Source organism: Zafaria cholistanensis, from assembly GCF_008580665.1.
Taxonomy (GTDB): domain Bacteria; phylum Actinomycetota; class Actinomycetes; order Actinomycetales; family Micrococcaceae; genus Zafaria; species Zafaria cholistanensis.
The window spans coordinates 82,142-96,628 of sequence record NZ_BKDJ01000004.1 but is presented as its reverse complement, the minus strand read 5'-3'; the positions used below and the strand labels follow the sequence as shown (position 1 = coordinate 96,628).

The following is a 14,487-nucleotide window of genomic DNA, read 5'->3' as shown; positions in this document are numbered from 1 at the left end:
GGTTTCAGGCATGACGATTGAGACGACGGACGCGGAGCAGCAGGGCGCTGCCTCCACCCGCACCGACGCCCGGATCGACGTCCGGATCGATGCCCGGTACGCCGGGCTCTCCCCGCAGGAGCGGGTGGTGGCGGATTTCCTGCTGGAACACCTGGGAGACCTGGCCGTTTTCAGTGCGGCGGACATCAGCCGGGACACCGGAGTGTCCAAGGCCACGGTGTCCCGGCTGTTCCGCAAGCTCGGCTTTGCCGACTTCAAGGAGGTCAAGGACCACACCCGGGCCATGCGCGGCCAGGGCGTCCCGCTGGCGTCGCCCTCGCGCACCGGTGCCGCGGGAACCCCCGACGCGCTGGGCCTGCACGCGGCAAAGGAACGCGAAAACCACGAGCGGCTGGTTGCGCTCCTCGCCGACGGGCGGCTTGACGCCGCCGTCGACCTGCTCGCCGGCGCCCGGAACCTGCTGGTGGTTGGCCTGCGCAACAGCTACCCGGTGGCCCTGCACCTGCACCAGCAGCTGATCCAGATCCGCAGCGGCGTCCGCGTCGCGCCCCAGCCCGGCCAGACTTTGGGCGAGGAACTCGCCGGGGTGGGCAAGGACGACGTCGTCGTGCTGGTGGGATTCCGCCGCCGCCCGGCGCTCTTCGACCGGCTCGTGCGCCTCCTGGCCGCCTCGCAGGCCGACGTCGTCCTGGTGGGGGACGGGACGGCGCGCAGCTACGCGGCCTCCGCCTCCTGCTGGATCGAATGCCCCATCGACAGCGACGGGGCATTCGACAGCTACTCCACCGCCATGGCCCTGGTGGGCCTGCTCGCCAACGGGGTCCTCAACCGCCAGGTCTCCACCGGCCGGCGCCGGATCAGCACCATCGCGTCCGCCTACGACGGCCTGGGGGAACTCGAGGAGTCCTAGCGCCGGCGGCGTGGGGTCCGGCGGCGTGGGGTCCCGACGACGGAGCTCAGGTGTACCAGGAGGGCTCCGGCAGGCGGCCCAGCAGCTCGTACTCGCCGACCTCGCGGCGCTTGTAGGCCACCGGATCGTGCAGGGAATGGGTGCGGATGTTGCGCCAGAAGATGTCCAGGCCCACCGCGTTGGAGGTGGCCCGGGCGCCCGTGACCTCGAAGACCCGGTTGGCGGTGTCCAGCGCGGCGCTGATGGCCACCTGCTTGGAGGCGGCGATCCGCACCGCCAGCCGCCCCCGGGCCGCGGCGGAGACGGACTCCCGCGGGGCATGCAGGAGTGCGGAGAGCTCGGCATCGGCGGCGTCGGCGAGCGCCTGCGCCGCCCACAGCCTGGAGCGCAGGTCGCCGTAGGCCTCCAAAATGTAGGCCTCCTCCACGGCGGTGCCTTTCGGGTCCGTGGTGTACGGCCAGGCCCGGGTGGTGCTGCGCGTATAGCCCGCGGCCGTGGCCAGGGCGCCCTCGGCGATGCCCAGGTAGATCGCGGTGAAGATCTGCTGGACCAGCGGCACGTTCAGGGTGTTGTACACCAGGGGCCGGAACTCCTTGTCCACGAAGCCTGCCGCCGCCGACCAGTCCACTTCGACGCCGCTAATGGTGGCGCCTCCGGACTCGGACAGGCGCTGGCCCAGGTTGTCCCAGTCGCCGGGGAACCCGATGCCGGCCTGGGCGGTGGGCACGATGGCGAACACGTGCTCTCCGGTGGGCAGGGCGCCTTCGAGGACCAGCAGGTCGGAGACCCGGGCGCCGGTGGTGAACGACTTGGTGCCGTTGTAGACCAGGGTATCCCCGCGGTCCTCGATGGCCAGGTCGTTGTCGCGGGGGTTGACGGCCCCGCCGAAGAACAGGTTTTCGCGGGTGTAGAGCTCCTCGACGGCGGCGATCTGCGCATCCGTTCCCACCAGGCGGGCGGCCCATGCCCAGAGCAGGTGGTAGCCGAGCAGCTGACCGATCGAGGCGTCTCCGGCGGACACGGAACGGATAACCCGCAGCGCCGTGGTCCAGGACTGTCCGCCGCCGCCGTGGGACTCGGGGCCGAGCAGGACGGTCAGCCGGGAATCCTTCAGCAGCCGGACCTCCGGGTGGGGGACGGCGCCGGCACGGTCCCGCTCGACCGCATCCAGGGCCAGGATCGAGGCGACCTCCTCCGCGCGGGCAATCCAGGCCTCCGCGGTGGCCGGAGTGGGCTGGCCTTCCCACGGGGATGCGTGGAGGGCTTCGGTCAGGGTGATGGTCATGGCGCGTTCCTTGCACTCGGTGGCGGGTGGGTGGTGCTCGAGGAGATGTTCCTCCAGACAAGCCCGGCGGGGCCGGTTGGGAACCGAGCGTAGGGTGCCCTCCGCCGGCGGCGGAAGCGCCCGCGGCGGCAGTGACGGGTTGCGTCCGAAGGAGTCCTCCGATGACGCCGGACCCCTCCTGTGGGGACGCCGCGGACCGCGAACAGCGCAACATGGCGTCACGGGGCTTCACGGCCTGTCATGTCCGCCGGGGACGGGTGCGGCGCGGCCGGGGCCCGCCTAGCCTCGTCGAGACGGACCGGGAACGGAACCGGTCCGGCCAGACCACCCAACCCGCCGGAGGCACCGTGACCCAGCAGATCCACCCCGTGCAGCAGATCCACGCCCTACAGCAGATCCACCACGTCCCACGAAGCCAGCAGGACCCGCAGGGCACGCTCGCGCGGGAGGGCCGTGCCGCTGCCGCCGTCGCGCATACCGCCACGGAGACCCGCACCGTCCCGGTGTACGAAGAGCTGGCGGGACGGTTCCGCCCCATTTTTGACCGCATTGCCGAGGGCGCGTCCTTACGGGAACGGAACCACGTGCTGCCGGACGCGCAGATCCGCGAGCTTGCCCAGGCGGGCTTCGGGGCGCTGAGGGTCCCGGCAGGGGATGGCGGCTTCGGCGCCACGCTGCCGCAGCTGTTTGCGCTGCTGACCGAGCTGGCGGCGGCCGACTCGAACATCGCCCAGGCCCTGAGGGGCCACTTCGCGTTCGTGGAGGACCGCCTGGTCGCCGCCCCCGGCCCGGAACGGGACCGGTGGCTGGAGCGCTTCGTGCGAGGCGAGCTGGTGGGCAACTCCTGGACCGAGGTGGGCGCCGTGAAGATCGGCGAGGTCGCCACCAAGGTGGTGCCGGCCCCGGAGCTGGGCGCGGGCCGGTTCCGCATCAACGGCACCAAGTACTACTCCACCGGCAGCATCTACGCCGACTGGCTGGACACCTACGCCGAGCGCACGGACACCGGAGCCCGCGTCATCGCCGCGGTCAGCGCCCACCAGCCGGGCGTCACCCACCACGACAACTGGGACGGCTTCGGCCAGCGGACCACAGGCTCAGGCACCTCCACCTTCGTGGACGCCGTGGTGGAGGGGGAGAACCTCATCGACTTCGACACCCGCTTCAAGTACCAGACCGCCTTCTACCAGGCCGTGCTGCTGACGGTCCTGGCCGGCAGCGTCCGGGCAGCCCAGCGCGAGTTCTCCGGCGAGGTGCGGACCCGCACCCGCACGTTCAGCCACGCCGCCGCCCCGCTGTGGCGCGAGGACCCGCAAATCCTGCAGGTCGTGGGCGAGCTGGCCGCCGCGGGCTTCGCGGGGGAGGCGGTCGTGGAGCGCGTGGCCACCGCGCTGCAGGGCGCCTACGAGGGGGCGCTGGCCCTGCGCGCGGGCAGCATTGGCCCCACGGAGGAGGAACGGCTCAACGACCTCGCCGAACTGGCCTCCGCCGAGGGGCAGGTCGCCCTGACCCCGCTGGCGGTGGACGCGCTCTCGCACGCCTTCGACGCCCTGGCCGCTTCGGCCACCTCGGTGGAGAAGAACCTGGACCGGCACTGGCGCAACGCCCGCACCGCCGGAAACCACAACCCGTGGGTGTACAAGGCGCGCCTGGTCGGGGACCGCTCCGTCAACGGCACCGAGCTGCCGCGGGTATGGGCGATCGGCGCGTCCCGGTAATCCCCACCACCCGGGCAGGATTGTGCCGGGCAGGGCCCTGCTGCCCCGGCAGCGGGCCGACAACGACGGCGGCTGCGCACCCCCGAAGGGTGCGCAGCCGCCGTCGTGCATCCCGTCCCTGCCGGGTTGTCCCTACTGGGCGTCGAGCGGGATCAGCAGGTCCTTGACTGCCGGATCGGTGCGCAGGAACTCCTGCACGGCCGGATCCTGGAAGGCCCTGACCAGGTTCTTGACGTTCTCGGTGTCCTTGTACTCGGATCCGATGGTCAGCTGGCCGGCGAACTCGTCCGGTGCCGGCGGCGCGAAGATCTGCTTCTCCAGGTCTACCTTGGCCGCGACGTAGTACTCGGTGTAGCCGACGGCCGCGTCCAAATCCGGCAGCGAGCGGGACTGCGCCGCGAAGTCCAGCAGCTTGAACTGCAGGTTCTTCGGGTTCTGGGCGATGTCCTTCTGGGTCGCCTCCCACTTGTTGATGCCGTCCTTGAGCACGATCAGTCCGGCCCGCTCCAGCAGCCACAGGCCCTGGGCCTCGTTGGCCGGGTCGGAGTACAGGGAGATGGTGGCCCCATCCGGGATCTCCTCGACCGAGGCGTACTTGTCGCTCCAGATACCGAAGCCCCAGCGGAACACCGGCGTGGCGGCCTCCTCCTTGAAGTCGGGGTTGGCCTCGAGGACCTGGGCCAGCCAGAGCTTGTGCTGGTAGATGGTGCCGGCAACCTCGCCGGTGGAGACGGCGCGGTTCAGGGTGGTGGAGTCGGCCAGGCCCTTGAACTCGACCTTGATGCCGTACTTGGGGGCGACTTCCTCGGCCACGAAGTTCACCAGCGCCTGCTCGGCGTGGTTGCCCTCGGCGGTGACGACGGTGAGCGTGGCGCCCGCGACCTCGTTGGGCGACTTCGCTCCGGAGCCGGCGTTGAGGGCAACGGCGGCGGCGACCGCGGCCGCGACGGCGATCCCGCCGGCGGCCCACGGCCACTTCCGCTTCTTCCGCAGGGTGAAGCCGTGTCCTTCGGGGCCGGTGGCGGTCTTGTCCTGGGTAATGGTCATGGGGGTTCCCTTTCAGGGGTCGTTTAGGGGCAGGGCTGGTTTTTTAGGGGCAGGGCTGCTTTAGGGCAGGGCTGGTTCAGGGGCAGGGGCAGGGGCAGGGGGCGGCGGCGGCGGCAGGTGCCGCCGCGGGTTTTCCGGGGTGGGTTCGGGGAGGGGGCCGGCGGGCCGGGCCTAGCGCCGGCGCAGGTGCGGGGTGGTGGCCCTGACCAGGCCGTCTCCGAGCAGCTGGACCGCCGTCACCAGGGCGATCAGCAGGACGACCGTGGCGATCATGACGGTTTGGTCGAAGCGCTGGTAGCCGTAGGTCACCGCGACGTATCCGATGCCGCCGGCGCCGATGGTTCCGGCGATGGCCGAGTATTCGATCATGGCGATGGTGTTGATGGTCAGGCCGCCAAGGATTGCCGGGAACGCCTCGCCCAGCTGCGCGGAGCGGATGATCTGCAGCGGCGAGCCCCCGGAGGCCCGGGCGGCCTGGGTGACCGAGCGCGGCACCTCACGCAGGCAGTTCTCCACCAGCCGGGCGAAGAAGGGGATGCCGGCCAGTGACATGGGCACCACGGCGGCGGCGATGCCGATGTTGGTGCCGGTCACGAACCGGGTGAACGGCACGATCGCGGCCATCAGGACCAGGAACGGCAGCGAGCGGCCGATGTTCACGATCCAGCTGAGCACCCCGTAGACGGCCTTGTTCTCGAACAGCCCGCCCGGTGCCATGTTGTGCAGGCAGACGGCGGTGGGCGTGCCGGCGAGCACCACCACCAGCATGACGATCCCGACCATGGCGAGCGTCTCGCCCAGCGCGGGGACGAGCAGCGCGGGAAGGTCCGCGATCGGGGTGTCGGCCAGCGTGCGCACGATGACGGCGGAGGGGAGAGTTACGCCCACAGCGCTGCCTCCTTCCGGGTGGTGGTCAGGGTGGGTTCAGCAGGGGGAGTCTCCGGTGCCGTACCGCGGGTGGCGTGGTGGGTGGGGCGCAGGACCGCGCGCAGGCCGTGCCTGGCAAACGCTGCCTCGACGCGGACCGCATCGGGGGCCACCAGGCCGACCGTCGCGTTGCCGGTGCTGGTTCCGCCGATATTTTGGATGGTTGCCGCCAGCAGGGCCGCGGGTTCGCCCAGGTCCGCCGAGACGCGCTGGAGCCAGTCAGCGGGGACGGCGCGCGAATCGTACGTGACATGCCAGGCACGCGCGCCGGCCCCTGGGTCTGCCGGGCTGAGCCGGGGTTGCAGGGCACGGCCCAGCGCCGAGTCGTGGTCGGTCAGCAGGTCCACCAGGCGGCCCTGCTCCACGATCCGGCCGCGGTCCAGCCGGGCGGCTGAATCGGCCACATGCAGGACGGTGTCCATCTCGTGGGTGATGAAGACGACCGCGAGGTCCAGGTCGTCGCGCAGCTGGCGCAGCAGGGACACCACCGAGCGGGTGGTCTCCGGGTCCAGGCCGGAGGTGGCCTCGTCGGAGAGCAGCACGGAGGGGCGCAGCGCCAGCGCGCGGGCGATGCCGACGCGCTGGCGCTGCCCGCCGGAGAGCTCGAACGGGTAGTGGTGGGCGCGGTGGGACAGGCCCACGCGCTCCAGCAGTTCGGCCACGCGGGCCTTCGCCTCCGCGGGGGTGACGCCGAGGTATTCCAGCGGCAGCGCCACGTTCTCGGCCGCGGTGCGGCGGGAGAGCAGGCTCGCGGACTGGAAGACGGTGCCGATGCGGCGGCGGGCGACGCGAAGCCTGTGCTCGGGCAGGCCGGAGAGGTCCTCGCCGTTGACGACCACCTGCCCGGAGGTGGGCCGCTCCAGCAGGTTGATGCATTGGGCGAGCGTGCTCTTGCCGGCCCCGGAGGGGCCGACGACGGCGAGGATCTCGCCGCTGGCGACCTCGACGTCGAGGCGGTCCAGGACGGTGACGGCGTCCGGGCCGCGGCCGTAGACCTTGGTGAGTTGCTTGAGGCTGATCATGGGGATGCTTTCCGGTGTGGAGGGCGCGGGGCCCGGGCGTTGGAAACCGATGGGTCCGCCCCGCCCCTGCGGGAGGGCGCCCAGGGCGCGGCGGCGCAGGATAGGGCAAGGCCGGGCAGGGCGGGGCAAGGCCGGGCAGGGCAGGGCAAGGCCGGGCAGGGCAGGGCCGGGGTAGAGCAAGGGCAAAGCCAGGGCAGGGCCGGGGTAGAGCAAGGGCAGGGCAGGCGGGGCGGGGCCCGCCCGGCCGCTAGGCGGGGGACCCTTCCAGGGTGGCGGGGAGCAGGTCGGTGTTGAGTTCGGTGCCGTTCCTGCGGGCCAGGTCCGCCTCCAGTTCGCGCACGATCGGCAGCACGTCGCGGCCGAAGGCGGCTACCTCCTCCTGGAAGTGGAGGTAGCCGGTCAGGAGCAGGTTCACGCCGGTCTTCTTGAACTCGATGATGCGTTCGGCGATCTGTTCGGGGGTGCCGATCAGGCCGGTGCGGAACCCGTCGTTGTATTGGATGAGGTCCTCGAAGGTGGAGTCCTCCCACATCCCCTTGCCGTCGCGGGTGGACTGGCCGGCCTCCTTCACGGCGGCGGCGAAGCCCTCGACGGCGGGACGGTGGGCCTTGGCGATGATCTCCCGCAGGGTCTCCGTGGCCTCGGCCTCGGTGTCGCGGGCAATCACGAACCCGTTGATCCCGAAGCGCGGCCGCGCGGGGGCGGTGCGGGCCCCGGAGGCGGCCGCGGCCAGCACTCCGGAGATGTTGCCGGCGAAGCCCTCCAGGTCCCGGCCGTTGGAGAAGTACCAGTCGGCGGTGCGCCCGGCGGCGGCCTGCGCCGCGGTGGAGTTTCCGCCAAAGAAGATCTCCGGGTGTGCCCGGCCCGGCAGGTCCAGCGGGGCCGGGGAAAGGGTGAAGTCGGAGATGTCGTAGTGGCTGCCGTGGAAGGAGAAATCCTTTTCGGTGAGCAGTCCGCGCAGGATGGAGATGAATTCTTCGGTGCGCACGTAGCGTTCGTCGTGCTCCAGCCAGGGCAGGCCGAAGCCGGTGAACTCGGATTTGAGCCAGCCGGAGACGATGTTCACCGCGGCCCGGCCGCCGGAGATGTGGTCGGCGGTGATCAGCCATTTGGCCAGCACCCCGGGGTGCCACATGCCCGGGTGCACCGCGGCGATGACCTTCAGCCGTTCGGTGGCCCCGAGCAGGCCCAGCGTGAATGCGGTCGCCTCGTGCTGCTTGTCCGCGCCGTAGGACGCGGCGTAGCGGGTCTGCGAGAGCGCGTATTCGAACCCGGCGTCCTCCGCGATGCGGGCCAGCTTCCTGTTGTAGTCGAAGTCCCAGCCGGTGCGCTGCTCAATGGTGGAGACCACCAGCCCCCCGGAGACGTTGGGGACCCAGTAGGCGAACTTCAACGGCGTCTGCAGGTCGGCCGCGGGGGAGACGGGGGTGTTGGTGCTCATACTCGAATTCCTTGGGGGACGGCGCCGGAGGGCGTGGTACAGGGAATCCCGGACAACGGCGGCCGGCGGCACCGGGAGGAAACCGGCGCCACCACGGCCGAAGAAAAGCTTGCGCCTTCCCCATCGTTTCTGGCGGTAGCACCTTTCCGGCGGAGTCCGGAAGGTTGCTGCGGCGTCAGGGAGCCAGATCTCTCAGCCGCTCGGGATGGTCGCTCCAGTATGGCAACAAAGCGCCAATCCATCAAAGAATCTTTTTTCAAATGCTACGAAATGTGGAGCCCATCGAATAATCGACAGGTGTATGCCGGAAATGCCGACGGCCGTTTCCCTCGCCGCTCCCGGTTACGCCAACCCGGAGGGGAGGGCGGGTCACCGTCATCCCCTCCCGGGGATTCCTGCCCATGGCGCGGGCGAAGGCTATTTCAGGTCCGGGTTTTCCGCGTAGACCTCCTCAAGCAGGGTGGTGTCGAAAAGGTCCCCGACCGTGAGGTCGTAGCCGGCCAGCTTGAGGATCTCGACGTTGTCCGCCATGAGCTGGTCCGACATGGACATCAGGCCGTTGGCCCCGGTTCCGCGGTGGACACGAGCTTGTTCTGCTCCTGGGCCTGACGGATCTCCTTATCCATCTGCAGGCCCAGGTCGGCCCCGTACTCCTCGACGGCCAGCCGGGCGGACTCTTCGGGATCGGCCACGGCGTCCGTCCAGCACTTGATCATCGTGACCAGGAAGCCCTTGAGCGCGTCCCGGCGGGTCTGGATGTTCTCCTCGGTGGTCACCAGCGACTCGGCCATGAACGGCAGGCCGTTGTCCGCCAGCGGAAGGTTTTCGACGTCGTGTGCGCTGGCCGGGGCGCTGGTGGACCCGGTGGAGGCGTGGCTGCGTACCGGCCCGTCGCGGGCCTGGCACACACTGGTGGCCGGGCGCATGCTGGTGGAGAACGGGGAGCCCGTCGCCGCCGCGCTGCCGGAGGTGCTGCGCCGCCACCGGGCCGCCGCGGCGGCGATGCAGAACCTCGCGTGAGTGCCCGGGCCGGGCGCGGGGGCCGCCCGGACCCGGGACGGATGCGGGGCCCGCTCCGCCGCCGCGCTAGGCTGGGAGCGTATGTTTTGGCACGGACCGCAACCAGCGGCCTCGTTCACCCATGGAGTTGAAATGGCACCCCAGTCCAAGCTCGACCAGGTAATCTCCCTCGCCAAGCGGCGCGGCTTCGTTTTCCAGGCCGGTGAGATCTACGGCGGTTCCCGCTCGGCGTGGGACTACGGGCCGCTCGGCACGGAGCTGAAGGAAAACATCAAGCGCGAGTGGTGGCAGACCTTCGTGCGCGGACGCGAGGACATGGTGGGCCTGGACTCCTCCATCATCCTGCCCAAGGCCGTGTGGGAGGCCTCCGGCCACGTCGCCACCTTCACCGACCCCCTGGTCGAGTGCACCTCCTGCCACAAGCGCCACCGCCAGGACCACCTGATCGAGGCGTTCGTCGCGAAGAAGAACCGCGAGCCGCAGGACGGCATGAGCGAGATCGCGTGCCCGGACTGCGGCACCAAGGGACAGTGGACCGAGCCGCAGCTGTTCTCCGGCCTGGTCAAGACCTTCCTGGGTCCGGTGGACAACGAGGCGGGCCTGCACTACATGCGCCCGGAGACCGCCCAGGGCATCTTCGTGAACTTCAACAACGTGCTCACCGTTTCCCGCAAGAAGCCCCCGTTCGGCATCGGCCAGATCGGCAAGGCGTTCCGCAACGAGATCACCCCGGGCAACTTCATCTTCCGCACCCGCGAGTTCGAGCAGATGGAGATCGAGTTCTTCACCGCGCCCGAGGAAGCCGACCACTGGTTCAGGGACTGGGTCGAGGCCTGCTGGAACTGGTTCATCGACCTGGGCATCCGCCCGGAGAACATGCGCCGCTTCGAGGTCCCCGAGGACGAGCGCGCGCACTACTCCGCCGGCACGATCGACTTCGAGTACAAGTTCGGCTTCCAGGGCTCGGAGTGGGGCGAGCTGATGGGCGTGGCCAACCGCACCGACTACGACCTCTCTTCCCACACCAAGGCCTCCGGGACGGACCTGTCCTTCTTCAACCAGGCCACCGGCGAGCGTTTCACCCCGTACGTGATCGAGCCCTCTTTCGGCCTGACCCGCTCCATGATGGCGTTCCTGGTGGACGCCTACGTCGAGGACGAGGCCCCGAACGCGAAGGGCGGAGTGGACAAGCGCACCGTCCTGCGCCTTGACCCGCGCCTGGCCCCGGTCAAGGCCGCGGTGCTGCCGCTGAGCCGCAACGAGGAGCTTTCCCCGAAGGCCAAGGAGCTCGCCAACCGGCTGCGCAAGCACTGGAACATCGAGTTCGACGACGCAGGCGCGATCGGCCGCCGCTACCGCCGCCAGGACGAGATCGGCACGCCGTTCTGCATCACGGTGGACTTCGACACCCTGGAGGACAACGCGGTGACCATCCGCGAACGCGACTCCATGTCCCAGGAACGCGTCTCCCTGGACAAGGTCGAGTCCTACCTGGCCGCCCGCCTGGTCGGCGCCTAGCCAACCGGCGGGGGCCGCGGCCCCCACAGCACTCCCGAAGGCCGAGCCTGTCGAGACCTTCTCGGCAGGCTCGGTCCGTTCCACCCCCAACATGTTCGGAGAAGCCATGAGCAACCTGACCTACCGCCCCTGGCGGGACGGCGACGACCTCGCCCTGCTGCAGCTGTGGGGGGACCCGGCCACCCCGCAGGCGCATGTGGACCGCACCATGCTGCGTGCCTCCAGCGAGGACCCGTGGGCCCGCTGCGTGGTGGGCGAGGACCAGGGCGTGCCCGTTGCAGCCGCCGTCGTCTTCGAATCCAGCCTGCACCCGGACCGCCTCTGGTTCTACGCCGAGGTCGCGCCGGAGCACCGCCGCCAGGGTGTCGCCACCGAGATGGCGAACCTGCTGCGCGCGGAGGTTCCGCCGTCGGGCGTCACCGCGCTGAAGTCCCGGTACACCTTTGCCGCGGGCGCGGACGACGGCGGCGCGGCCGCCGGCTTCGCCGCGTCGCTGGGCCAGGTGCCGATCCAGCGCGCCCGCGACGTGGTGGTCGAACCCGAGTCGCTGAAGCTGCCGGTGTTCGACGACGACGGCCTCACCCTGGAGGCGGCGGCCACCGGCTCGGTGGAGCTGACCCGGCTGGTGGCCGACTTCTACAACGCCCTGCACGGGTGGGACCGCGCGGAAATGACCCTGGGCCGGGCCCAGACCATGCTGCTGGGCGACTCCACCGGCGCCAAGGGCGCGGTGGTGCTGCGCGACAAGCCCAAGGACAAGGGCGGGAAGATCCTCTCCTTCGCGCTCAGCTACGAGCCGGCACGCGTGGACGCCCCGGCCGACGTGCTGCTGGGCTGGGATCCGACGCTGCCGGAGGCCGAGGCGCGCGAGGCCGTCCGCGGCCTGCTGGCGATGCTGGTCCACCAGTACCCGGTCAAGCTGGAGGTGGACGACTCGATGGTTCCGCTGGCCGGGCTGGTGGACGAGCTGGTCGCCACCGGGCACGCGACGGTGGTTACCACGACCACCATCGTCGCCACCGCCTAAGGGCGGGCGCCACCATGGGACACAGCCACGCCCACGCCCACAGCCACGCCCACGCCCACAGCCACGCCCACAGCCACGCCCACGCCCACGGCCACGACGCGCCGGCGCTGGATCCGCTCCAGCGCCGGCGCGCCCGGGCCATCCTGGCCGCCATCCTGCTCCCCGTGGCCCTGGTCACCGGCGTCGGGATGGCCCTGCTCTGGCCGGCCGCGGGGGCTGACCGGGTTTCCCTGAATGATCCGTACTCGACGGCGGCCGGCGTCGTCTTCGCCACCGGCACCGTCCAGCGCACGGTGACCGAGACCTGCCCCTCCGCCGGGAACACCGCGGCCGCCGGCGGCACCCCGCAGCAGTGCGAGGTCTCCTACGTGGTGCCCTCCGCGGGAGGCACCGCGATCCCGGTGGAGGTCCCGCCGGAGATCGTCGCCTCGCGCGGGGTCCAGGCCGGGGACGCGGTGCGCTACCTGGACCTCAGCGGGGCCGACACCGGCTCGGCAGCGCCGTACGTGTTCGTTGACTTCGTGCGCACCGCCCCGATCCTGCTGCTGGCGGTGGTGTATGCGGCGGTGGTGTGCATGGTGGCGCGCTGGCGCGGCTTCCGCGCCCTGCTGGGGCTCGCCGGCGCGTACGCGGTGCTGTCCACCTTCATGCTGCCGGCCCTGGTGGAGGGCAAGCCCCCGCTGCTGGTGGGGCTGGTGGGCTCCACGGTGATCATGATCGCGGTGCTGTACTTCGCCCACGGCTTCTCCGCGCGGACCTCCACGGCCCTGATCGGCACGCTGTTCGGACTGGCTGTCACGGCCCTGCTGGCCGCATGGGCCACCGACGCCGCCTACCTGACCGGCGTCGGGGACGACACCGCCTACGCACTGATCAACGGCGTGCCCCAGCTGCAGCTGTCCGGCGTGATCCTGTGCGGGCTGCTGGTGGCCGGGCTGGGCGTGCTCAACGACGTCACCATCACACAGTCCTCCGCGGTGTGGGAACTGGCCGAACTGTCCCCGAACTCCAGCGCGGGCGAGCTGTTCACCTCCGCGATGCGCATCGGCCGGGACCACATCGCCTCCACCGTCTACACGATCGCGTTCGCCTACGCCGGTGCCGCGCTGCCGGTGCTGATCCTGGTGGGGCTGTACGACCGCTCGCTGCTGGATTCCCTCACCGCGGGGGAACTCGCCGAGGAGGTGGTGCGCACCCTGGTGGGCTCGATCGGCCTGGTGCTGGCGATCCCGGTCACCACGGCCGTGGCCGTCGCCGTGGTCAAGGCCGTCGGCCCCGGCAGCGGCAGGAGCGGTTCCGGCGGACGGCGCAGCGCCGGGCGCGCGCCGGAGGTAACGGACGGCGCACGCCACGGCGCCTGATTCCGGTGCCGCGGGACAGCCCGATGCCGGCGGGACGGGTTTCGTTGGGACGGGTTCCGGGGGGACGGCCCGCTACGGATGGCCCTTCCAACCCAGGTCGTGGGCGACATTCGCCAGCTTCTCCATCAGGTCGGTGCAGTAGTCGATGCCGAACTGGCTGGGCAGGGTGAACAGCACGTAGTCGGCCGCGCTTACGGCGTCGTCCTCGGCCAGGCGGTCCGCGACCTCCGCCGGCGGGCCGGTGAAGGACGGCCCGGAGCGCGCCGGCCCGCCGTCCAGCTGCCCCACCGCGTCCCCGGTTTCGCCCGGCCGGCCCGCCGGGCCGCCGCTGTCCCCGCCGGCCAGCGGCAACACGGTGCGCACCACCGCGGCCTGCCCGCCGGTGTCCCGCCCGGAGGCCGCGTAAGCCTCCCGGTAGGCGGCGATCTGGTCCGCCTGCTGGATGTGGAACGGGCGTCCGTCGTCCTGCAGCATGAGCGTGGAACTGACCAGGTTCATGCCCTCGGACCCGGCGTACACCCCGCCTGATCGGGACCCGGCGCCCCACCAGATCCGCCGCTCCAGTCCCGGGGACAGCGGCGCCACCGGCAGCCGGGCCGGCAGGCCGTGGGTCATCAGCGGGTTGGACACCGCCAGGCCCGCACCGGAAATGGCCTTGCGGAACAGGGCCGCCCGCTCGCGGGCCACCTCCGACCAGGTCTGCCCCTCCTCCAGGAAATACCCAAACCGTTCCTGCCCGTCCGCGGCCGGCTCCGGGGAGCCGCGTCCGATGCCCAGCTGCAGCCGGCCCCGCCCCGAGGACCCGCGGCTGAGCTGGTCGACGATGCCGGCTTCCTCGGCCATGTACAGGGGGTTTTCGTAGCGCAGGTCCACCACGGCAGTGCCCACGTCGATCCGCGTGGTCCGTGCGGCCATGGCCGCCAGCAGGGGGAACGGGGCCGAGAGCGAATGGGAGAAGTGGTGCACCCGCACCCAGGCGCCGTCGAACCCGTGCCGCTCCGCCGCGACCGCCAGCGCCACCGTCTGGCGCACCGCCTCGCCGCCGTCGGGCACCCGGGCCCGCGGGGCGTCGCTCCAGTGGCCGAAAGACAGAAAGCCGATCTTCTTCATGGCCGCACATCCTTTCCGGCTCGATCCTCCCGCACCCGGCCCCGCCGCGGTAGTGCGCGGAGGCCCCGGACCGCGCGGAGCCTCCGCCCGGGGCGCCCTGC

Annotated in this window: 13 protein-coding genes and 1 riboswitch; of the genes, 5 read left to right on the top strand and 8 right to left on the bottom strand. The window is 71.1% G+C overall.

From position 1 onward, the window contains the following. Positions 1-10 precede the first annotated feature (10 nt). Positions 11-910 carry a MurR/RpiR family transcriptional regulator gene (locus NCCP_RS05440; protein WP_149956228.1) on the top strand — a complete coding sequence of 300 codons (900 nt, stop codon included), beginning with the start codon at positions 11-13 and terminating at the stop codon, positions 908-910. A 46-nt stretch (positions 911-956) separates the two neighbouring features. Here NCCP_RS05440 and NCCP_RS05435 read toward each other — a convergent pair whose 3' ends face one another. Further along, positions 957-2,195 (bottom strand): acyl-CoA dehydrogenase family protein, encoded by a 1,239-nt coding sequence (locus NCCP_RS05435; protein WP_149956227.1) that lies wholly within the window; start codon positions 2,193-2,195, stop codon positions 957-959. Positions 2,196-2,698: 503 nt separating this feature from the next. On the opposite strand from NCCP_RS05435, the gene NCCP_RS05430 reads away from it, so the two are divergent. Continuing rightward, positions 2,699-3,913 carry an acyl-CoA dehydrogenase family protein gene (locus NCCP_RS05430; protein WP_225873701.1) on the top strand — a complete coding sequence of 405 codons (1,215 nt, stop codon included), beginning with the start codon at positions 2,699-2,701 and terminating at the stop codon, positions 3,911-3,913. A 132-nt stretch (positions 3,914-4,045) separates the two neighbouring features. Here NCCP_RS05430 and NCCP_RS05425 read toward each other — a convergent pair whose 3' ends face one another. The 6 genes from NCCP_RS05425 to NCCP_RS15085 all read right to left on the bottom strand — a co-directional run bounded on the left by NCCP_RS05425 (position 4,046) and on the right by NCCP_RS15085 (position 9,276). Beyond that, entirely contained in the window at positions 4,046-4,960 is a 915-nt protein-coding gene (locus tag NCCP_RS05425; RefSeq protein WP_149956226.1) for a MetQ/NlpA family ABC transporter substrate-binding protein, read from the bottom strand. A gap of 171 nt (positions 4,961-5,131) precedes the next feature. Beyond that, positions 5,132-5,848 carry a methionine ABC transporter permease gene (locus NCCP_RS05420; RefSeq protein WP_216364660.1) on the bottom strand — a complete coding sequence of 239 codons (717 nt, stop codon included), beginning with the start codon at positions 5,846-5,848 and terminating at the stop codon, positions 5,132-5,134. Next, positions 5,839-6,909: a methionine ABC transporter ATP-binding protein gene (locus NCCP_RS05415; protein WP_149956225.1), complete on the bottom strand. Its 1,071-nt coding sequence runs from the start codon at positions 6,907-6,909 to the stop codon at positions 5,839-5,841. The genes NCCP_RS05420 and NCCP_RS05415 overlap by 10 nt, the downstream gene beginning before the upstream one ends. A gap of 247 nt (positions 6,910-7,156) precedes the next feature. Continuing rightward, positions 7,157-8,350, bottom strand: a complete 1,194-nt coding sequence (sfnG, locus tag NCCP_RS05410) for a dimethylsulfone monooxygenase SfnG (protein WP_149956224.1) — start codon at positions 8,348-8,350, stop codon at positions 7,157-7,159. Positions 8,351-8,467: 117 nt separating this feature from the next. Beyond that, positions 8,468-8,562, bottom strand: a riboswitch (SAM riboswitch). A 205-nt stretch (positions 8,563-8,767) separates the two neighbouring features. Beyond that, positions 8,768-8,902, bottom strand: a complete 135-nt coding sequence (locus tag NCCP_RS15415) for a hypothetical protein (protein ID WP_263970125.1) — start codon at positions 8,900-8,902, stop codon at positions 8,768-8,770. Further along, positions 8,902-9,276 carry an ABC transporter substrate-binding protein gene (locus NCCP_RS15085; protein WP_216364659.1) on the bottom strand — a complete coding sequence of 125 codons (375 nt, stop codon included), beginning with the start codon at positions 9,274-9,276 and terminating at the stop codon, positions 8,902-8,904. The genes NCCP_RS15415 and NCCP_RS15085 overlap by 1 nt, the downstream gene beginning before the upstream one ends. Before the next feature lie 226 nt (positions 9,277-9,502). On the opposite strand from NCCP_RS15085, the gene NCCP_RS05395 reads away from it, so the two are divergent. From NCCP_RS05395 to NCCP_RS05385, 3 genes are all read left to right on the top strand, one after another. Further along, the gene (locus NCCP_RS05395; RefSeq protein WP_149956222.1) at positions 9,503-10,888 is read left to right on the top strand and encodes a glycine--tRNA ligase; all 1,386 of its coding nucleotides are present in this window, start codon (positions 9,503-9,505) and stop codon (positions 10,886-10,888) included. A 106-nt stretch (positions 10,889-10,994) separates the two neighbouring features. Then, positions 10,995-11,915: a GNAT family N-acetyltransferase gene (locus tag NCCP_RS05390; protein ID WP_149956221.1), complete on the top strand. Its 921-nt coding sequence runs from the start codon at positions 10,995-10,997 to the stop codon at positions 11,913-11,915. A 14-nt stretch (positions 11,916-11,929) separates the two neighbouring features. Then, positions 11,930-13,276 carry a YibE/F family protein gene (locus NCCP_RS05385; RefSeq protein ID WP_149956220.1) on the top strand — a complete coding sequence of 449 codons (1,347 nt, stop codon included), beginning with the start codon at positions 11,930-11,932 and terminating at the stop codon, positions 13,274-13,276. A 72-nt stretch (positions 13,277-13,348) separates the two neighbouring features. Here the strand turns inward: NCCP_RS05385 and NCCP_RS05380 are convergent, their stop codons facing one another. Next, positions 13,349-14,386, bottom strand: a complete 1,038-nt coding sequence (locus tag NCCP_RS05380; protein ID WP_149956219.1) for an LLM class flavin-dependent oxidoreductase — start codon at positions 14,384-14,386, stop codon at positions 13,349-13,351. Positions 14,387-14,487 lie beyond the last annotated feature (101 nt).